General features: G+C 53.1%; 17 protein-coding genes. 5 read left to right on the top strand and 12 right to left on the bottom strand.

Going from position 1 to position 19,295, the window contains the following annotated elements:
- Positions 1-6: 6 nt before the first annotated feature.
- Positions 7-4,467, bottom strand: a complete 4,461-nt coding sequence (gene gltB / locus OGV98_RS03150; protein ID WP_003839922.1) for a glutamate synthase large subunit — start codon at positions 4,465-4,467, stop codon at positions 7-9.
- Positions 4,468-5,150: 683 nt separating this feature from the next.
- Between gltB and mnmL the strand changes: the two genes are divergently transcribed.
- The 4 genes from mnmL (at position 5,151) to mtgA (ending at position 10,211) form a co-directional block, all read left to right on the top strand.
- Positions 5,151-6,080 (top strand): tRNA modification radical SAM protein MnmL/YtqA, encoded by a 930-nt coding sequence (mnmL, locus tag OGV98_RS03145; RefSeq protein WP_003839924.1) that lies wholly within the window; start codon positions 5,151-5,153, stop codon positions 6,078-6,080.
- A 195-nt stretch (positions 6,081-6,275) separates the two neighbouring features.
- Complete coding sequence (gene arcB / locus OGV98_RS03140; RefSeq protein WP_003844840.1) at positions 6,276-8,612, top strand: aerobic respiration two-component sensor histidine kinase ArcB; 2,337 nt, start codon at positions 6,276-6,278, stop codon at positions 8,610-8,612.
- Between the two features lie 229 nt (positions 8,613-8,841).
- Positions 8,842-9,495, top strand: a complete 654-nt coding sequence (gene elbB / locus OGV98_RS03135; protein ID WP_003839926.1) for an isoprenoid biosynthesis glyoxalase ElbB — start codon at positions 8,842-8,844, stop codon at positions 9,493-9,495.
- Positions 9,492-10,211: a monofunctional biosynthetic peptidoglycan transglycosylase gene (gene mtgA / locus OGV98_RS03130; protein WP_003025087.1), complete on the top strand. Its 720-nt coding sequence runs from the start codon at positions 9,492-9,494 to the stop codon at positions 10,209-10,211. Before elbB ends, mtgA begins: the two co-directional genes overlap by 4 nt.
- Positions 10,212-10,341: 130 nt before the next feature.
- On the opposite strand, the gene npr is transcribed toward mtgA, so the two are convergent.
- The 11 genes from npr to OGV98_RS03075 all read right to left on the bottom strand — a co-directional run bounded on the left by npr (position 10,342) and on the right by OGV98_RS03075 (position 18,261).
- Positions 10,342-10,614 (bottom strand): PTS phosphocarrier protein NPr, encoded by a 273-nt coding sequence (npr, locus tag OGV98_RS03125; protein ID WP_003025086.1) that lies wholly within the window; start codon positions 10,612-10,614, stop codon positions 10,342-10,344.
- Positions 10,611-11,465 (bottom strand): RNase adapter RapZ, encoded by an 855-nt coding sequence (gene rapZ, locus OGV98_RS03120; protein ID WP_003025085.1) that lies wholly within the window; start codon positions 11,463-11,465, stop codon positions 10,611-10,613. The genes npr and rapZ overlap by 4 nt, the downstream gene beginning before the upstream one ends.
- A 45-nt stretch (positions 11,466-11,510) precedes the next feature.
- Entirely contained in the window at positions 11,511-12,002 is a 492-nt protein-coding gene (gene ptsN, locus OGV98_RS03115) for a PTS IIA-like nitrogen regulatory protein PtsN (protein ID WP_003025083.1), read from the bottom strand.
- Positions 12,003-12,085: 83 nt separating this feature from the next.
- Positions 12,086-12,373 carry a ribosome hibernation promoting factor gene (hpf, locus tag OGV98_RS03110; protein WP_003025078.1) on the bottom strand — a complete coding sequence of 96 codons (288 nt, stop codon included), beginning with the start codon at positions 12,371-12,373 and terminating at the stop codon, positions 12,086-12,088.
- A gap of 22 nt (positions 12,374-12,395) precedes the next feature.
- Positions 12,396-13,829 (bottom strand): RNA polymerase factor sigma-54, encoded by a 1,434-nt coding sequence (rpoN, locus tag OGV98_RS03105; RefSeq protein WP_003025074.1) that lies wholly within the window; start codon positions 13,827-13,829, stop codon positions 12,396-12,398.
- Between the two features lie 46 nt (positions 13,830-13,875).
- Complete coding sequence (lptB, locus tag OGV98_RS03100; RefSeq protein ID WP_003025073.1) at positions 13,876-14,601, bottom strand: LPS export ABC transporter ATP-binding protein; 726 nt, start codon at positions 14,599-14,601, stop codon at positions 13,876-13,878.
- A gap of 6 nt (positions 14,602-14,607) precedes the next feature.
- A complete protein-coding gene (lptA, locus tag OGV98_RS03095; RefSeq protein WP_003025070.1) occupies positions 14,608-15,156 on the bottom strand; it encodes a lipopolysaccharide ABC transporter substrate-binding protein LptA in 549 nt (182 codons plus the stop codon).
- Positions 15,125-15,700 (bottom strand): LPS export ABC transporter periplasmic protein LptC, encoded by a 576-nt coding sequence (lptC, locus tag OGV98_RS03090; RefSeq protein ID WP_003025068.1) that lies wholly within the window; start codon positions 15,698-15,700, stop codon positions 15,125-15,127. Before lptC ends, lptA begins: the two co-directional genes overlap by 32 nt.
- A complete protein-coding gene (gene kdsC, locus OGV98_RS03085) occupies positions 15,697-16,263 on the bottom strand; it encodes a 3-deoxy-manno-octulosonate-8-phosphatase KdsC (protein ID WP_003025065.1) in 567 nt (188 codons plus the stop codon). The genes lptC and kdsC overlap by 4 nt, the downstream gene beginning before the upstream one ends.
- 20 nt (positions 16,264-16,283) lie before the next feature.
- Positions 16,284-17,270 carry an arabinose-5-phosphate isomerase KdsD gene (kdsD, locus tag OGV98_RS03080; protein ID WP_003025063.1) on the bottom strand — a complete coding sequence of 329 codons (987 nt, stop codon included), beginning with the start codon at positions 17,268-17,270 and terminating at the stop codon, positions 16,284-16,286.
- Positions 17,271-17,283: 13 nt separating this feature from the next.
- A complete protein-coding gene (locus tag OGV98_RS03075; protein ID WP_003839941.1) occupies positions 17,284-18,261 on the bottom strand; it encodes a calcium/sodium antiporter in 978 nt (325 codons plus the stop codon).
- Between the two features lie 215 nt (positions 18,262-18,476).
- Here OGV98_RS03075 and mlaF point away from each other — a divergent pair, with 215 nt between their 5' ends.
- Positions 18,477-19,277 (top strand): phospholipid ABC transporter ATP-binding protein MlaF, encoded by an 801-nt coding sequence (gene mlaF / locus OGV98_RS03070; protein ID WP_003025057.1) that lies wholly within the window; start codon positions 18,477-18,479, stop codon positions 19,275-19,277.
- Positions 19,278-19,295 lie beyond the last annotated feature (18 nt).

The following is a 19,295-nucleotide window of genomic DNA, read 5'->3' as shown; positions in this document are numbered from 1 at the left end:
TACCCCTTACTGCGCCTGCACACGCAGCTCTGCTGCGCTACGACTACGGTGACCCAACAGTGCTTTCACATCACTGGATTTTGGTTTTACCAGCGCGAATTTCGCCGAGAATGCTGGCCAGTTCGCCAGGATCTCTTCGCCGTGAGAAGAACCGGTATGCTGTACGTGCTCGGTAATCAGGCCGCGCAGGTGCTCTTCGTGGATCGCCAGCGAGTCCACGCTCAGCACTTCGACCAGTTCCGGGTTTACGCGTTTGCGGAATTCACCGTCTTCGTCGAGCACGTAGGCGAATCCGCCGGTCATGCCCGCGCCGAAGTTAACGCCGGTTTTGCCGAGAATACAGACGATGCCGCCGGTCATGTATTCACAGCCGTTGTCGCCAATACCTTCAACCACGGTGATTGCGCCAGAGTTACGCACTGCAAAGCGCTCACCCGCACGACCCGCAGCAAACAGGCGACCACCGGTGGCGCCATACAGGCAGGTGTTACCGATGATGCTCGCTTCATGGCTACGGAAAGCAGAGCCAACCGGAGGACGCACTGCCAGCAGACCACCCGCCATGCCTTTACCGACATAGTCGTTGGCATCGCCGGTCAGATACAGCTCCACACCGCCCGCGTTCCACACGCCAAAGCTCTGGCCTGCAGTACCGCTGAAGTGCGCTTTGATTGGGTCAGACGCCAGCCCCTGATCGCCATGCGTCTGAGCGATATAGCCCGACAGCGATGCGCCGACGGAACGGTCGGTGTTGCGGATATCGAACCAGAAGGTTTTGCTCTGGCGCTCGTCGACGAACGGCTTCGCCTGCTGTAACAGCTGGGCGTTCAGCACGCCATTATCAAACGGCGGGTTGTTCTCGGTGCAATGCAGCGCTTTACCAGGATGCGGTTCGGCGGTTTCCAGCAGACGAGACAGCTCCAGCTTTTGCTGCTTGGCGGTAAACCCTTCCAGCTCTTTGAGCAGGTCGGTGCGACCAATCAGATCCACCAGGCGGGTAACGCCCAGCGAGGCCATCAGCTCGCGCACTTCACGGGCGATAAATTCAAAGTAGTTGGTCACTTTGAACGGCAGGCCGTGATAGTGATTCTTACGCAGTTTCTCATCCTGAGTTGCAACACCGGTTGCGCAGTTGTTCAGGTGGCAAATACGCAGATATTTACAGCCCAGCGCCACCATCGGGCCGGTACCGAAGCCAAAGCTTTCTGCACCCAGAATTGCCGCTTTAATGATATCGACGCCGGTTTTCAGACCGCCATCGACCTGCAGACGAATCTTGTGACGCAGACCGTTAGCCACCAGCGCCTGCTGGGTTTCCACCAGGCCGAGTTCCCACGGGCAGCCCGCATATTTCACTGATGAGAGCGGGCTTGCGCCAGTGCCGCCATCGTAGCCAGCAATGGTGATCAGATCCGCATAGGCTTTCGCTACGCCAGTAGCGATGGTACCAACGCCTGGTTCGGAAACCAGCTTCACCGAGATCATCGCCTTCGGGTTGACCTGTTTCAGGTCGAAAATCAGCTGCGCTAAATCCTCGATAGAGTAGATATCGTGGTGCGGCGGCGGGGAGATCAGCGTCACGCCCGGCACTGAATAGCGTAGTTTGGCGATGTACGGGGTGACTTTATCACCTGGTAACTGACCGCCTTCGCCAGGTTTCGCGCCCTGAGCGACTTTAATCTGAATGACATCGGCATTGACCAGGTATGCCGGGGTTACGCCAAAGCGACCGGAAGCAACCTGCTTAATGCGTGACACTTTATTGGTGCCGTAGCGCGCCGGGTCTTCGCCGCCTTCACCGGAGTTCGAGTTGCCGCCGATGCTGTTCATGGCTTCGGCCAGCGCTTCGTGTGCTTCGGGGCTTAATGCGCCGATAGACATGGCGGCGGTATCAAAGCGTTTAAACAGTTCGGTCGCGGGTTCTACTTCGCTAATGCTTACGGCTTCATCGCCAGGCGTAATCGCCAGCAGATCGCGCAGCGTGGCCGCCGGACGCTCATTAACCAGCTTGGCGTATTCCTGATAGTCGCTGTACTCGCCGCTTTGTACCGCCTGCTGCAGAGTGCGTACCACGTCCGGGTTGTAGGCGTGGTATTCGCCCCCGTGGACGTACTTCAGCAAACCGCCCTGGCTGATAGGTTTACGCGCCAGCCATGCATGTTTGGAGAGGTTCAGCAGATCCTGCTGGAAGTCGGTAAACCCTGCACCGCTAATACGGCTGACCACGCCCTGGAAGCACAACGCAACCACATCATCGTGCAGACCAACGGCTTCAAACAGCTTCGAGCAGCGGTAGGAGGCAATGGTCGAGATGCCCATCTTGGACATGATTTTGTACAGACCTTTATTGATGCCGTTACGGTAGTTCAGCATCACGGTTCGGTAATCTTTGGCAATCGCCTGAGTGTCGATCAGACGTCCCAATGTTTCATACGCGAGATACGGATAGATTGCCGTCGCGCCAAAACCGAGCAGGACGGCAAAATGGTGCGGATCGCGGGCACTGGCGGTTTCAACGATGATGTTGGCGTCGCAGCGCAGGCTTTGTTCTACCAGACGCGTTTGCACTGCGCCCACGGCCATCGGCGCCGGAACCGGCAGACGATTTTTAGCGATGTTGCGGTCAGAGAGTACCAGCAGTACCGTGCCGTTGCGCACCATCTGTTCCGCCTTATCGCACAATGCTTTGACGGTCTCTTCGAGCGTAGTTTCGGTCGCGTCGAAAGTGATATCCAGACGGTCAGCGCGATAATGCTCCTCTTTCATGGTGGTGAGCTGGGTGAAATCGGAGTACAGCAGGATCGGCGATTTAAAGCTCAGGCGGTGTGCCTGACCTTCAGCTTCGCAGAAGACGTTCATCTCACGACCGATGCTGGTGGCCAGCGACATGACGTGCGCTTCACGCAGCGGGTCGATCGGCGGGTTGGTGACCTGCGCGAACTGCTGGCGGAAGTAGTCATAAATGATGCGCGGCTGGCTGGAGAGTACGGCAAACGGGGTATCGTCACCCATTGAACCGACCGCTTCCTGGCCGTTTTCACCGAGCACGCGGATCACGGAATCCAGCTCTTCAGCGCTGTAGTTAAACTGTTTCTGATAGCTGGCGAGGGTGTCATCGTCCAGTTCACGGCTGCCGACCTGATCGTCAGCCAGGTCTTCGAACGGTACCAGGCGGCGGACGTTTTTCTCCATCCACTCTTTGTATGGGTGACGGCTTTTCAGGTCATCATCGGTTTCGGCGGAGTGGAGAATGCGCCCGCTGCGAGTATCGATAACCATCAGCTCGCCAGGGCCGACGCGGCCTTTCTCTACCACTTCATCCGGCTGATAATCCCAGATCCCGACTTCAGAGGCGCAGGTAATCAGCTTGTCTTTGGTGATGACGTAGCGTGCCGGACGCAAGCCGTTACGGTCAAGGTTACAGGCGGCAAAGCGGCCGTCGGACATGACGATGCCCGCCGGACCGTCCCATGGTTCCATGTGCATGGAGTTGAAGTCAAAGAACGCGCGCAGCTCCGGATCCATATCCGGGTTGTTCTGCCATGCCGGTGGAACCAGTAAGCGCATGGCGCGGATGATGTCCATCCCGCCTGCCAGCAGCAGTTCCAGCATGTTATCCATCGAACTGGAGTCTGAGCCGGTTTCGTTAACAAACGGCGCGGCGTCGTGCAGGTCAGGGATCAGTGGCGTCTGGAACTTATAGGTACGGGCGCGCGCCCACTGGCGGTTGCCGGTGATGGTGTTGATTTCACCGTTGTGCGCCAGATAGCGGAACGGCTGCGCCAGCGGCCAACGCGGTACGGTGTTGGTGGAGAAGCGCTGGTGGAACAGGCAGATGGCCGATTCCAGACGCAGGTCTGCCAGGTCCAGGTAGAAGCGCGGCAGATCCGCCGGCATACACAGACCTTTATAGATATTGACCAGATTCGACAAGCTACAGACGTAGAAATCTTTGTCTTGCAGGAGGCGTTTTTCGATACGACGACGCGCGATGAACAGGCGACGCTCCATATCACGCGGACGCCAGCCCGCAGGGGCGTTAACAAAAATTTGCTCGATACGAGGCAGGGAGGAGAGCGCAATTTCACCGAGAACACCTTCGTTGGTCGGCACGTCGCGCCAGCCGACAATCGACAGGGTTTCCTGCTGTAATTCTTCTTCAACAATGCGACGAGAAGCCGCAGCCAGCTCAGGGTCTTTATTTAAAAAGATCATGCCGACGGCGTAGTTTTTGGCTAAACGCCAGCCGCGCTCTTGCGCCACGATGCGGAAAAAGCGGTCAGGTTTTTGTAACAGCAGGCCGCAACCATCGCCGGTTTTTCCATCGGCAAGAATTGCGCCACGGTGCTGCATACGGGCCAGTGCGTGTATGGCGGTACGCACTACCTTGTGGCTAGGTTCGCCTTCTATGTGGGCGATCAGGCCGAAACCACAGTTATCCCTCTCAAGGGATTTATCGTACAACATATCAGTGAACCTCCCCAGGCTCTGAGGGATTCCATCTGGACCGTTGCGCACGGGCACACCAAGAGCATGGCGACGGGGTTTGCGTGTCATACGCTTACCTCGCATTCGCCCTCTTTATCCTTTTCGCACAGGTCAAACAAGTTTGAGGACTTGCTTCAGAGGGAATCTCAATTACTGCATAAATATGATGAGCAGACTGCTCATCCAGAAAGCTTCCAGCGGATTTCCAAGTTATCGGGAATCCACACACAGGTCAAATGGCAATCTTATTTATGCAAAAATGTGCTATAGGGCAATTAACTTTATGAAAATATTGAAATAAAAGGATTTTTTACATTGATTTAACCTAAGGGGAATCCCCCAGGAAGTGTGATCTGTCTCACTGTCAGAAAGGCTGGATATCCCTCGTCCTCCCTTTATTTATCGAGATAACTGGCATTTTATGCTGGTTTTTAGAGTTCAGGCGTCTTAAAGATACTGTTTTTACGCTGAGAGTATAAGAAGATAAAAAAAACCGCTGAATATAAGGAAAAGTAATTAGATTTTGAGTGAATGAAATTTCAATTATTTTGATTTGTTATGCAATAAATAAAGGCTCGCCAGGGCGATTGATCCAGGTCATCGCCGACTGGGGCAAAAAATGGCAGGCTTTGGCCTCTTTTCAAGGCGCGGTCTACCAGATTATGCAGTTACAGAAATTAGTCAATATGTTTGGTGGGGATCTTTCTCGCCGTTATGGACAAAAGGTTCATAAACTCACGCTGCACGGCGGCTTTAGCTGTCCAAATCGCGATGGCACCATCGGACGTGGCGGATGTACTTTCTGTAATGTCGCCTCGTTTGCCGATGAAACTCAGCAGCATCATTCCATTGCCGAGCAGCTTGAACATCAGGCGCAGTTGGTCAATCGCGCCAGACGCTATCTGGCCTATTTTCAGGCCTATACCAGCACCTTTGCTGAAGTACAGGTGCTGCGGTCGATGTATCAGCAGGCGGTCAGCCAGGCCAGTATCGTCGGGTTATGCGTTGGGACGCGCCCCGACTGCGTGCCGGATGCGGTACTCGATCTGCTTTGCGAGTATAAAGACCTGGGTTATGAGGTATGGCTGGAACTTGGTCTGCAAACCGCACATGACAAAACCCTGCACCGTATTAACCGCGGTCATGATTTTGCCTGCTACCAGAACACCACGCGACTGGCGCGTGAACGCGGGCTGAAAGTCTGTTCGCACCTGATTGTCGGTCTGCCGGGAGAAGGGCAGGCAGAATGCCTACAAACCATGGAGCGTGTGGTGGAGACGGGTGTTGACGGTATTAAGCTGCATCCGCTGCATATTGTGAAAGGCAGTACGATGGCGAAAGCCTGGGAAGCCGGGCGGCTGAACGGAATTGAACTGGACGATTATACGGTTACCGCCGGGGAGATGATCCGCCATACGCCGCCAGAGGTGATTTATCATCGCATTTCCGCCAGCGCGCGTCGCCCAACGCTGTTAGCACCGCTATGGTGTGAAAATCGCTGGACTGGGATGGTTGAACTGGATAAGTACCTTAACGAGCACGGCGTGCAAGGCTCGGCGCTAGGTACGCCATGGGTGCAGCCGGGGATCTAACCCTCCGTAGGCCGGATAAGGTAAAACCGACATCCGGCAATCTGCGCCTGCTTGCCTGATGGCGCTTCGCTTATTAGGCCTACGATTAACCTTCTACGGTCATTTCACTGATAACCTCCGCATTTCTTGCACATTCTCAAACGTCACGCCAAGAATTGAGTATTATTGTGCCAAGTTGTCGTGAAGGAACCCTCTATGAAGCAAATCCGTATGCTGGCGCAATATTACGTCGACCTAATGATGAAGTTGGGTCTGGTGCGCTTTTCGCTGCTGTTGGCGCTGGCTCTGGTCGTGTTGGCAATTGTGGTGCAGATGGCTGTCACCATGGTGCTGCATGGCCAGGTAGAAAGCATTGATGTTATCCGTTCTATCTTTTTTGGTCTGTTAATTACCCCTTGGGCTGTCTATTTCCTGTCAGTGGTGGTGGAGCAACTGGAAGAGTCCCGGCAACGCCTGTCACGACTGGTACAAAAGCTGGAAGAGATGCGCGAGCGCGATCTCAAGCTCAATGTGCAATTGAAAGATAATATAGCCCAGCTCAATCAGGAAATTGTTGAGCGCGAAAAAGCCGAAGCGGAGCGCCAGGAAACGTTCGAGCAACTGAAGGTTGAAATCAAAGAGCGCGAAGAAGCGCAGATCCAGCTCGAGCAACAGTCTTCCTTTTTACGCTCTTTCCTTGATGCCTCGCCGGATCTGGTTTTTTATCGCAATGAAGATAAAGAATTTTCCGGCTGTAACCGTGCCATGGAGCTGCTGACTGGCAAAAGCGAAAAGCAGCTGGTGAACTTAAAACCGGCTGACGTTTACTCTCCTGAAGCGGCTGAAAAGGTAATTGAAACCGACGAGAAGGTATTCCGTCATAACGTCTCACTCACCTACGAACAGTGGCTGGACTACCCGGACGGGCGCAAAGCCTGCTTTGAAATTCGTAAAGTGCCGTACTATGACCGCGTAGGTAAGCGACATGGCCTGATGGGCTTTGGGCGCGATATTACCGAGCGTAAGCGCTATCAGGACGCGCTTGAACGTGCCAGCCGTGATAAGACCACCTTCATTTCCACCATCAGCCACGAGCTGCGCACTCCGCTTAACGGCATTGTCGGCTTAAGCCGCATCCTGTTGGATACAGACCTGACCGCTGAGCAGGAAAAATACCTGAAAACCATCCATGTCTCTGCCGTGACGCTGGGGAATATTTTCAACGATATCATAGATATGGATAAGATGGAGCGACGTAAAGTCCAGCTCGATAACCAGCCTGTTGATTTCACCAGCTTTATGGCGGATCTGGAAAACCTTTCTGGCCTGCAGGCGCAGCAAAAAGGGCTGCGTTTTGTACTTGAGCCAACGTTACCGCTACCGCATAAGGTCATTACCGACGGCACGCGTTTGCGCCAGATTCTGTGGAATCTGATCAGCAACGCCGTGAAGTTCACTCAGCAGGGACAGGTGACCGTGCGGGCGCGCTATGACCAGGGCGATATGCTGCATTTCGAGGTTGAAGATTCTGGGATCGGCATTCCGCAGGATGAGCAGGATAAAATCTTCGCCATGTATTATCAGGTGAAGGACAGCAACGGCGGTAAACCGGCCACAGGAACCGGGATTGGTTTGGCCGTGTCGAAGCGTCTGGCGAAAAATATGGGCGGCGATATTACGGTTTCCAGCCAGGCAGGTAAAGGCTCCATCTTTACGCTGACCGTACATGCGCCTGCGGTAGCGGAAGAGATTGAAGACGCCTTTGAAGACGATGACATGCCGCTGCCAGCCCTGAATGTGCTGCTGGTGGAAGACATTGAACTGAACGTTATTGTTGCGCGTTCCGTGCTGGAAAAATTAGGCAACAGCGTGGATGTCGCGATGACCGGGAAAGCCGCGCTGGAAATGTTTAAGCCGGGTGAATATGACCTGGTGCTGCTGGATATTCAGCTACCGGATATGACCGGTCTGGATATCTCGCGGGAGCTCACGCAAAAATACGCTCGTGAGGACCTTCCGCCGCTGGTTGCACTCACCGCCAACGTACTGAAAGATAAAAAAGAGTATTTGGACGCGGGAATGGATGACGTGCTGAGTAAGCCGCTGTCGGTTCCGGCGCTAACCGCCATGATCAAAAAATACTGGGATACCAGAAACGAAGAGGAGAGCACTGTGACATCTGAAGAAAGCAGTAAATCGCAAGCGCTGTTAGATATTCCTATGTTGGAACAATACCTCGAGCTGGTGGGACCGAAGTTAATTACCGACGGGCTGGCGGTGTTTGAGAAGATGATGCCGGGATATTTGAGCGTGCTGGAGTCAAACTTGACCGCACGGGATAAAAAAGGCGTGGTTGAGGAAGGTCATAAAATTAAAGGCGCAGCAGGTTCTGTGGGGCTGCGTCACCTGCAACAGTTAGGTCAGCAAATCCAGTCTCCGGACCTTCCCGCCTGGGAAGATAACGTTGCTGAATGGATTGAAGAGATGAAGCAGGAGTGGCAGCACGACGTGGCGGTATTAAAAGCCTGGGTGGCGAGCGTGGAAAAAAAATGACCCCGGCTTGACCGGGGTGCGCGAATACTGCGCCAACACCAGGGAAATCGTGGCTGCGCCGTAAATTATTATCATTGTTTACAAGGGCGCAGCCCTAATTTTCAGGCCGCACGCAGTTAAGATAGCAAATCTTAAATAATTTGTTACATGAATCAGTTAAATGTGTGAAGCGTAGCATTTAAATCATAATAACTAATATGTTTCAGCCAGTTGAGAAAGGAGTATCACGATGAAAAAAGTGGGTGTAGTGCTCAGTGGATGCGGCGTGTATGACGGTGCAGAGATCCATGAAACTGTTCTCACGCTTCTGGCCATTGCCCGCAACGGCGCTCAGGCCGTCTGCTTTGCTCCGGATAAACAGCAAGCGGATGTGATTAATCATCTGACCGGCGAGCCGATGCTGGAAACGCGTAATGTACTGATTGAAGCCGCACGTATAACACGCGGTGAAATTCGCCCGCTCGCTCAGGCAGTCTCAGCGGAACTGGATGCGTTGATCGTGCCGGGCGGGTTTGGTGCGGCCAAAAATCTGAGCAATTTTGCCAGTCAGGGCAGCGAATGCCGGGTTGACAGCGATTTAGCCGCGCTGGCGGTGGCTATGCATCAGGCGGGTAAGCCGCTGGGATTTATGTGCATTGCGCCCGCGATGTTACCTAAAATTTTTGATTTCCCGCTGCGTCTGACCATCGGTACTGATATCGATACGGCAGAGGTGCTGGAAGAGATGGGCGCTGAACATGTGCCTTGTCCGGTTGATGACATTGTCGTCGATGAAGACAATAAAATCGTTACCACGCCCGCCTATATGCTGGCGCAGGACATTGCTCAGGCTGCGAGTGGCATCGATAAACTGGTATCGCGTGTGCTGGTGCTGGCTGAATGAGAACAGGAGTTACCGCCTTTCTGCGACGTATCTTTCTGCGGGCGGTCATTGTCCTCGGCGTATTCTGGGGCGGAGGCATCGCACTTTTCAGCGTGATGCCTGTACCTTTTTCGGCGGTGATGGTTGAACGGCAACTGGGCGCATGGCTGTCCGGTGATTTTGGTTATGTGGCGCACTCAGACTGGGTGAGCATGGACGAGATCTCACCGTGGATGGGACTGGCCGTCATTGCCGCGGAGGACCAGAAGTTTCCCGAGCACTGGGGATTCGATGTCTCCGCCATAGAGAAAGCGCTGGCGCACAATGAACGCAATGAAAACCGTATTCGCGGGGCGTCGACGTTATCGCAACAGACGGCGAAAAACCTCTTTCTGTGGGATGGACGTAGCTGGGTACGTAAAGGTCTTGAAGCCGGGCTAACGCTGGGTATGGAAACCGTCTGGAGCAAGAAACGTATTCTGACCGTTTACCTGAATATCGCTGAGTTTGGCGATGGGGTTTTCGGCGTGGAGGCGGCGGCGCAGCGCTATTTCCATAAGCCTGCCAGTCGGTTGAGTCTGTCTGAAGCGGCCTTGCTGGCGGCGGTATTACCTAATCCTTTGCGTTTTAAAGCGAATGCGCCTTCTGGTTATGTGCGTAGCCGCCAGGCGTGGATCATGCGTCAAATGCGCCAGTTAGGCGGTGAGTCGTTTATGCGGGAAAATAAGTTGTATTAGTCGCTACTGTCGCTGTTTTTGTTGGCCTGATTTAAGTGCAGCGCATCAGGCACAATACGACACAATGGCATTGCCGGATGCGGCGTAAACGCCTTATCCGACCTACTGGCTACGTGTTAAAACCACTTGACTAATCTTCATCAAAACCTGAATTAAACAGGGCAACCACTGCGGCAAGGGCTTCAACTTCCTGCGGACCCGTGGCTTCAACTTCTATCTGACGCCCTTTGGCTGAATCCAGCATCAGCAGAGCGATAACGCTGTTGGCCTCGGCTTCCGTTCCTTCATCATTACGCAGCAAAACTTCTGCTTCGAAACCCTGCATCAATTCAAACAGTTTCATAGCTGGACGGGCATGCATGCCCAGCTTATTCGTGATTTCAACAGTTTGCTTCACGGTCATGATTTACGTTTTTCCAGCGTACGATGGCGTGACTGCACGTTTTTACCGCGTGAGCGGAAGTAGTCTGCCAGCTGCTCTGCAATATACACCGAACGGTGCTTCCCGCCGGTACAACCGATGGCTACGGTGAGATAGCTACGGTTGTTGGTCTCCAGCATGGGTAACCATAGCTCAAGATAGCTGCGCGTCTGGTAGATAAAATTGTGTACTTCTGTGTGCCTGTCGAGGAACGCGGCGACGGGGCGGTCAAGACCGGTCATTGGGCGCAGCTTCGGATCCCAGTGCGGGTTAGGCAGGAAGCGCACGTCAAAGACATAATCCGCATCAATCGGGATACCGTGTTTGAAACCAAAGGATTCGAAAACCATCGTCAATTCACGTTCACGTTTGCCCAACAGTCGGGTACGCAACATTTCCGCCAGTTCGTGTACGGACATTTCGGAGGTATCAACGATCAGGTCAGCGCGAGAGCGCAAAGGCTCAAGCAAATCGCTTTCCTTATCGATAGCGCTTTCCAGAGACAAGTTCTTGCTGGAGAGTGGGTGCAGGCGACGCGTGTCACTGTAGCGACGAATCAGCGTGTTACGGTCAGCATCAAGGAACAGCAGCTGTGGTGAGAAGCCTTCAGGAAGATTGTTCATTGCCTGCTCGAAAATCTCCGGGGACTCAGGCATGTTGCGCACATCAATGCTGACGGCCGCAGAAATCTGGCGATCGGCCAGAGTACGAGCCAGATCGGGCAACAGCACTACGGGAAGGTTATCCACGCAGTAAAAACCCATATCTTCCAGCGCACGCAGAGCGACAGATTTACCTGACCCTGAACGGCCGCTGACGATCATCAGTACCATGTACTGTTTCTCCTCACAACGACAAAAAAGGATGCCATTGGGTTGTTATGCTTCATCCTGTCCACCTTCGGTGTCCGTGATGATTTGATACAACTCCTGGTCACTCTGTGCGGCGCGCAGACGACGACAGATGGTTTTATCCGCCAGACGTTTTGCGACCAGTGACAACGTATGCAAATGCGTCTTGGTTTGGTCCGCCGGAACCAGCAGGGCGAACAGCAGATCGACTGGCTGATTATCAATAGCGTCGAAGGCGATAGGCGTTTCAAGTTGCACAAACACACCAACCGCGCGCATCGTGTCTTCTTCCAGCTTTCCGTGCGGGATAGCAATACCATTACCGATGCCGGTACTGCCCATTTTTTCACGCGTCAGAATGGCCTCAAATACCACCTGAGAAGGCAAGCTGAGCTGTTTTGCCGCCAGTTCACTGATGATTTCCAGTGCGCGTTTCTTGCTTTGGCAGTGAACACCTGCGCGTGTACATTCCTGGTTAAGAACAGTGCTCAGTTGTAGAGTCGTATCGTTATTTGTCATAATTTCACCTAAGCGCTAACTGTACAAATGGCCCGTTGTGCTACACAACAGGCCGTCCTGCACCCGCTAACTGCCCGGACAAGTTAGTGCTGTTTCAGTTTATCTTTATGTTTTGTTAACTGCCGAGCCAGTTTATCAATTAAACCGTCAATGGCTGCGTACATATCCTGACCTTCCGCGCTGGCATGAATTTCGCCACCGTTCACATGCAGCGTTGCATCCGAGATATGTGTAACCTTCTCCACTTTCAACACAATATAGACCTGATTAATCCGGTCGAAATATTGTTCAAGCTTGGCAAATTTTGTATTAACAAAATCGCGCAGGGCTTCAGTAATTTCGACGTTGTTTCCAGTGATGTTGAGCTGCATAGTGTCTTCCTTATCGGTTGGGTCAGACCAGCTGTTTGCGCTGGTTAGACGGCGGAATGGATAAAGACTCTCGGTACTTCGCAACGGTGCGGCGTGCCACCATGATACCCTGTTCTGACAGCATAGAGGTTAACTTGCTGTCACTCAGTGGTTTCGCGGGGTTTTCCGCAGCAATTAATTTCTTCACCAGCGCACGGATCGCCGTGGATGAGGCTTCGCCTCCACCTTCAGTGTTAACGTGACTGGAAAAGAAATACTTCAATTCAAAAATGCCGCGCGGACTGTGCAGATACTTTTGCGTGGTCACACGGGAAATGGTCGATTCGTGCATCTCGACGGCCTGGGCGATATCCGCCAGCACCATCGGTTTCATAAACTCTTCACCTTGCTCAAAGAAGGCTTGCTGTTGCTCCACGATGCAGCGACTTACGCGCAGCAGTGTATCATTGCGGCTTTCCAGGCTTTTAATCAGCCACTTCGCATCCTGTAGATTGCTACGTATAAACTGACTGTCGGCATCGTTGCGCGCGCTATTGCACATAGCGGCGTAGTGCTGGTTGATCTGCAGTCGTGGGATGCTGTCGCTGTTGAGTTCGACCACCCAGCGATCGTTATGCTTACGCACCAGCACATCCGGAATAACGTATTCTGGTTCACCAGTCTGGATCGACTGCCCAGGCCTTGGATCCAGTGACTGAATAAGATTGACGGCTTCTTTTAGCACGTCTTCTTTCAGTCGGGTCACGCGCATCAGCGTGCGGAAGTCATGGTTGGCTAACAGATCGAGATGATCGCTGATGATCAGACGCGCTTCTTCCAGCCACGGTGTGGCTTTATCAAACTGCGAAAGTTGGATCAGTAAGCAGTCGCGGAGATCTTTGGCGGCCACGCCTACGGGATCAAAGCGCTGAACGCGTTTAAGCACGGCTTCGATTTCGTCCATACCGACGTCGTCATCGCCCATGCTTTCGAGAATATCGTCCAGGGTCACGGTGAGATAACCGGTTTCGTCTACCGCATCCACAATGGATGTCGCAATGGCGCGATCGGTATCCGAGAATGGGGTCAGTTCCACTTGCCACATCAGGTAATCCTGTAGTGATTGCGTGGTCTCACCCTGATACACAGGCAGCTCGTCGTCGATGTAATCTCCGCTGGTGCCCGAAGGCGTCCCGGCGGTGTAAATTTCATCCCAACTGGCATCAAGTGGCAGCTCCTCAGGCATCTCTTTTTGTTCGAGAGCATCGGCGGTGTCGAGGGTTTCGCTGTCCTGTTTTTCCTGGGTATCAATTTCGTCGTGAAGATCGGTTTGCTCGAGCAGTGGATTACTTTCCAGCGCTTGCTGAAGTTCTTGCTGAAGTTCCAGCGTGGACAGCTGCAACAGACGGATAGCCTGTTGTAGCTGAGGCGTCATCGCCAGTTGTTGGCTAAGCCTGAGTTGCAAACCTTGCTTCATGTTCAGAGTTGTTTTCTCCTGCGGTGACGTGAAGTCTTCTACCCTATCAGAGTCTGAAGTCTTCCCCAAGGTATACGCGCTTAACGTGCTCATCCTGCAGTATTTCTGTTGGCGTGCCGTGCGCGATCAGGTGCCCCTGACTCACGATATAGGCGCGCTCACACACTGCCAGCGTTTCGCGGACGTTATGGTCGGTAATCAGCACGCCAAGGCCGCTGTCGCGCAGGTGTTCGATGATCCGTTTGATATCAATAACGGAAATCGGGTCAACACCGGCAAACGGTTCATCCAGCAGGATAAATTTCGGATTAGCGGCCAGTGCGCGGGCGATCTCCACGCGGCGTCGTTCACCACCGGAGAGCGACTGCCCCATACTGTCACGCAGGTGTTCGATGTGGAATTCTTCCATCAGCTCGTTGGCGCGATCTTCCCGCTGCTCGCTGGTCAGATCGTCACGAATTTGCAGTACCGCCATCAGGTTATCAAACACGCTCAGACGACGGAAAATCGATGCTTCCTGCGGTAAGTAGCCGATGCCGCGACGCGCGCGTGCATGCAGAGGCAGCAGGCTGATGTCTTCGTCATCAATGATAATGTTACCCGCATCGCGCGGGACAATGCCGACCACCATGTAAAAGGTTGTTGTCTTGCCTGCACCGTTAGGACCGAGCAGACCGACGATCTCCCCGGAGTTGACGGTCAGACTGACATCTTCCACCACACGACGGCCTTTATAGGCTTTTGCAAGGTTCTTTGCAGTTAATGTTGCCATAACGAATCAGTTACCTTTTTTCTCTGCCGGAGCCTTGTTTTTGTCCTGCAACTGCGACGGAACCAGAACGGTGGTGACGCGTTTGCCTTTATCGCTGAAGGCCTGCATTTTCTGCTCTTTTACCAGATAGGTGATCTTATCGCCCGTGATGTTGCTATCGAGCTGTTCCAGATACGCCTTGCCGGTTAGCACGACAAAGTCTTTCGCCAGTTCATAGTGCATCTGCGAGGCGCGGCCTTTAACCGGTTTACCGTTGTCCTGCATCTGGTAAAACGTCGCTGGATTGCCATAGCCGTCAATCACTTCTTTGCCGTCTTCGCCGCCAGGACGGGTCACGACGACTTTATCGGCGTTAATTTTGATGGTGCCCTGAGTCACAATCACGTTGCCAGTAAACGTCACCACGTTGCCCTGCATATCCAGGGACTGCTGGTCCGACTCAATGTGAATCGGCTGCTCGGTATCGCCGGTGACGGCAAATGCCGGAATGCTGGCGGCCAGAAGTGAGCTGGCAAGTACAAGATTAAGGCTGAGTTTGTTTGTTTTGGATTTCATATGAGGTTCTAACCTTTTCAATCAGCTCGGCGTTCTTGCTGCGTAAGTTGCCGCGCATCTTCAGTCCGCTGGAGTTAAATGTTGTGCCATACAACGTCACCAGATCATCGGAAGTGACATCTTGTGTCACCAGGTTAATCTGCGCGTTATCGGTCGTAATTCTGCGTAGTTGAGAGTCAGGCACCAGGGCGTTAACCTCAACATGGCCGTACAGATACAGCATCCGATCGTTGGTCAATTTGGCTTTATCGGCCTTGATCGTCCAGGTCGGTACTTTATCCTTATCAAATGTGGTTAATACTGGTTGAGTAAACCACGAAACCGCTTGTTCCGAATAATATTCAACGTGTTGTGCGATCAAGTGATAGCTCAGCGCGCCTTCCGGACTATACACGACGGTATCAGTATGTTCGCTCTTATAGGTTGGCTCGTTGTTATTGACGACGACCTGAGCGGTGTCCTCTTTGTCTGCCAGATTAATACCAATCATCACAAGGACAGCCAGCGACAGTAGAATGATAACCCAACGTCTGGTTTTGCTCATATCGATTGCCCTTTGGCCTCGTCCAGTTTGCCCTGCGCCAGGAGTAATAAATCGCAGACTTCACGCACAGCGCCACGTCCCCCATTAATACGGGTGACATAATCGGCCCGTGGGATCAGCAAAGGGTGGGCATCTGCCACCGCGACGCTCAATCCCACTTGTGCCATCACCGGCCAGTCGATCAGGTCATCGCCAACGTAGGCGACATTCTCCGGCGCGATCGCCAGTTTGCTAAGGAGATCGCCAAAGGCAACCAGTTTGTCTGACTGCCCCTGATACAGGTGGGTGATCCCCAAAGTGGCACAGCGATCTTCTACAAGTTTAGCCTTTCGTCCGGTAATAATGGCAACCTCAATACCGGAAGTGAGCGCACAGCGAATTCCGTAACCATCGCGGACGTTAAAAGCCTTCAGCTCTTCACCGTTGTTGCCCATATAAATCAGACCATCAGACAGTACGCCATCCACATCCAGGATCAGCAAACGGATGTTTTCTGCCCGGGTGATAACGTCTGCGCTGACGGGTCCATAACAGGTCGCAAGCGACGCACCTGCTTTACTCATTTTCGTTATCCTTGAGTTTCTTACACTACACCTGCACGTAGCAGATCATGCATATGTAACACACCGAGTAACTGGTCGCCATCAGCAACCATTACCGAGGTGATATGGCGGGACTGCATTAAGTTCAGGGCATCGACGGCAAGAATACCCGGACGCACGCGAATGCCTCCAGGGGTCATCACATCGGCAATGCCTAACTGGCGTACATCAACGCCCATATCGAAGACACGACGTAAATCACCATCGGTGAAAATACCGTCAATCTTCATGGCATCATCGCAAATGACGGTCATGCCGAGATTTTTACGCGTGATCTCAATTAAGGCGTCACGCAGGCTGGCGTTTTTGGTTACATGCGGGATCTCGTCGCCCGTATGCATAATATCGTTAACGCGCAGTAAAAGCTTACGGCCCAGTGCGCCACCGGGATGAGACAATGCAAAATCTTCCGCGGTAAAGCCGCGCGCTTTTAATAATGCCACCGCAAGGGCATCGCCCATCACCAGTGTTGCTGTCGTGCTGCTGGTCGGCGCCAGGCCTAACGGACAAGCTTCCTTGGGCACTTTAACACACAGATGCACATCTGCTGCACGCGCCATACTGCTTTCCGGACGACCGGTCATGCAGATAAGCGGCACATGAAGACGTTTTAATACCGGGATCAGCGCCGCTATCTCATTGGATTCACCGGAGTTAGAGATGGCGATGACCACATCCTGCGGCGAGACCATACCCAGATCGCCATGTGCAGCTTCGCCTGGGTGTACAAAAAATGAGGGGGTGCCGGTGCTGGCAAATGTGGCTGCCATTTTCCGCCCGATATGGCCGGATTTCCCCATTCCCATCACCACGACTTTGCCCGGGCAACTGAATATTTTCTCGCATGCGAGGGTAAAATTTTGGTTGATGTACTGATCAAGCTCCGCCAGGCCTTCACGTTCAATTGCCAGGACTTCCTTGCCTGCTTGCTGAAAGTCAAAACCCGGTTGCAACTCTAAGTGCGACATAATGCGTTTCCAGTTATCCAACGAGAAGTGGCGATAACCAATACAGCATCGCCAGCCATATGATAAAACCGCCGGTCAGCAGCGCGCCCGCGCCGCGACCAATCTGGCGCGGACGTCGCCAGCAGAGTAATGCAAAAATAACGCTCACCAGCAGCATGACGCTGTAGTCCCGGACGAAGGCCATAGGATTGACTTCGCCCGGCGTAATCAGCGCCGGTAGCCCGAGGACGATAACAATATTAAAAATGTTCGCGCCGATAATGTTACCGACGGCAATATCGTTTTCACCTTTACGCAGACCCGCAATCGCCGTTGCCAGTTCCGGCAGGCTGGTACCAATGGCGACCACCGTCAACCCGATGGTGAGTTCGCTCATGGCGAAATAGTTCGCCAGTACGGTAGCGTTATCTACCACCATACGCGTAGCCATAGGCATAATAATCAGCGCAATACCCAACCACAAAAATGCGACGGGTAACCCGCCTTCGCGCGGCAGCTCAGCTATCTGCTCGCGTGTCAGGCTGTCATTGCCTTGTCGCTCGGCCAGACGGGCGATTTTAACAATGAATAGCAGCCATAGCACGGCCAGGAGCAGAAGAAAGAAACCGTCGCTGCGGCTCAACTGCCCGTCATACAGGACGGATGCAGCTAAAATACTTACCAGCAACATTAGCGGTAATTCACGACGCAGAACATCAGAATGCACGGTAAAAGGATGAATCAGCGCCGACAGGCCTAAAATAAGCAGAATGTTGGTGATGTTAGAACCTATGGCGGTCCCGACAGCCAGATCGAGTTGCCCATTCATCGATGCGGCAACGGAGACAATGATCTCGGGTAACGACGTACCAATGCTGACCACGGTCATTCCGATGATAATGGGGGGAATACCGACGTTTCGACATAAAATGGATGCGGCAAATACCAGACGGTCGGCACCGTAGACCACCAGAAGTAAACCAATTATTAACAGCGCCGTCGCTAAAAGCATCTAAAGTCCTTTCTTCAGGTATACTCGCCGGTCCTCTTGAAGGATCTTCTGGAAGCCGTAACGAAGTCTTAATTTTGACTTTATGCGGCTAAAAAGTAAAACAAATGCCAGCTTTCGCTAACCAGGACAGGCAATAATCTGTAAATATGTTGAGTTCAGGGCTAAATTGAGCGCCAAACTCTTCGATCAACAAGGCAATAGTAAAGGATGAATCAATGGGGCAGTCTGTGGCGAATCTAGTCGATATGCGCGATGTCAGCTTTTCCCGGGGTGACCGCTGCATCTTTGATAATATTTCCCTGACGGTACCGCGCGGTAAAGTGACGGCAATCATGGGGCCATCAGGCATCGGCAAAACGACGCTGTTGCGTCTGATTGGCGGACAGATCTCACCGGATAAGGGCGAGATTCTGTTTGACGGTGAGAACGTCCCGGCCATGTCCCGTTCGCGTTTATTTACCGTGCGTAAGCGCATGAGTATGCTGTTTCAGTCAGGTGCGCTATTTACCGACATGAATGTGTTTGACAACGTTGCGTACCCTCTGCGCGAGCATACGACGTTGCCAGCGCCGTTGCTGAAGAGCACGGTGATGATGAAGCTCGAAGCCGTCGGTCTGCGGGGTGCGGCCAAATTAATGCCTTCTGAATTATCCGGCGGGATGGCGCGCCGCGCTGCGTTAGCGCGTGCTATCGCGCTGGAGCCTGACCTCATTATGTTTGATGAGCCGTTCGTCGGTCAGGATCCCATCACCATGGGCGTGCTGGTGAAGTTGATTTCAGAACTGAACAGTGCGCTGGGTGTCACCTGTGTGGTGGTATCCCATGATGTGCCTGAAGTACTGAGTATTGCGGATTACGCCTATATAATGGCGGACAAAAAAATAGTGGCCTACGGTAGTGCTCAGGCACTACAAGAAAATGCCGATCCGCGCGTACGCCAGTTCCTTGACGGCATTGCCGATGGACCGGTTCCGTTCCGTTACCCGGCGGGTGACTACCATATCGATTTACTCTAAACAGGGAGTTAAGCCACC

The organism is Citrobacter sp. Cf136 (assembly GCF_030333815.1).
Classification (GTDB): Bacteria; Pseudomonadota; Gammaproteobacteria; order Enterobacterales; family Enterobacteriaceae; genus Citrobacter; species Citrobacter freundii.
Note: the sequence above shows the minus strand (reverse complement) of the source record. Positions and strands in the feature narration are given on the sequence as shown.

Coding starts and splice junctions, on each gene's coding strand:
- gltB (WP_003839922.1), bottom strand. CDS start 4,467: ATGTTGTACGATAAATCCCTTGAGAGGGATAACTGTGGTTTCGGCCTG.
- kdsD (WP_003025063.1), bottom strand. CDS start 17,270: ATGTCGCACTTAGAGTTGCAACCGGGTTTTGACTTTCAGCAAGCAGGC.
- elbB (WP_003839926.1), top strand. CDS start 8,842: ATGAAAAAAGTGGGTGTAGTGCTCAGTGGATGCGGCGTGTATGACGGT.
- npr (WP_003025086.1), bottom strand. CDS start 10,614: ATGACCGTGAAGCAAACTGTTGAAATCACGAATAAGCTGGGCATGCAT.
- rapZ (WP_003025085.1), bottom strand. CDS start 11,465: ATGGTACTGATGATCGTCAGCGGCCGTTCAGGGTCAGGTAAATCTGTC.
- ptsN (WP_003025083.1), bottom strand. CDS start 12,002: ATGACAAATAACGATACGACTCTACAACTGAGCACTGTTCTTAACCAG.
- OGV98_RS03075 (WP_003839941.1), bottom strand. CDS start 18,261: ATGCTTTTAGCGACGGCGCTGTTAATAATTGGTTTACTTCTGGTGGTC.
- lptA (WP_003025070.1), bottom strand. CDS start 15,156: ATGAAATCCAAAACAAACAAACTCAGCCTTAATCTTGTACTTGCCAGC.
- rpoN (WP_003025074.1), bottom strand. CDS start 13,829: ATGAAGCAAGGTTTGCAACTCAGGCTTAGCCAACAACTGGCGATGACG.
- lptB (WP_003025073.1), bottom strand. CDS start 14,601: ATGGCAACATTAACTGCAAAGAACCTTGCAAAAGCCTATAAAGGCCGT.
- mtgA (WP_003025087.1), top strand. CDS start 9,492: ATGAGAACAGGAGTTACCGCCTTTCTGCGACGTATCTTTCTGCGGGCG.
- mlaF (WP_003025057.1), top strand. CDS start 18,477: ATGGGGCAGTCTGTGGCGAATCTAGTCGATATGCGCGATGTCAGCTTT.
- kdsC (WP_003025065.1), bottom strand. CDS start 16,263: ATGAGTAAAGCAGGTGCGTCGCTTGCGACCTGTTATGGACCCGTCAGC.
- hpf (WP_003025078.1), bottom strand. CDS start 12,373: ATGCAGCTCAACATCACTGGAAACAACGTCGAAATTACTGAAGCCCTG.
- arcB (WP_003844840.1), top strand. CDS start 6,276: ATGAAGCAAATCCGTATGCTGGCGCAATATTACGTCGACCTAATGATG.
- mnmL (WP_003839924.1), top strand. CDS start 5,151: ATGCAGTTACAGAAATTAGTCAATATGTTTGGTGGGGATCTTTCTCGC.
- lptC (WP_003025068.1), bottom strand. CDS start 15,700: ATGAGCAAAACCAGACGTTGGGTTATCATTCTACTGTCGCTGGCTGTC.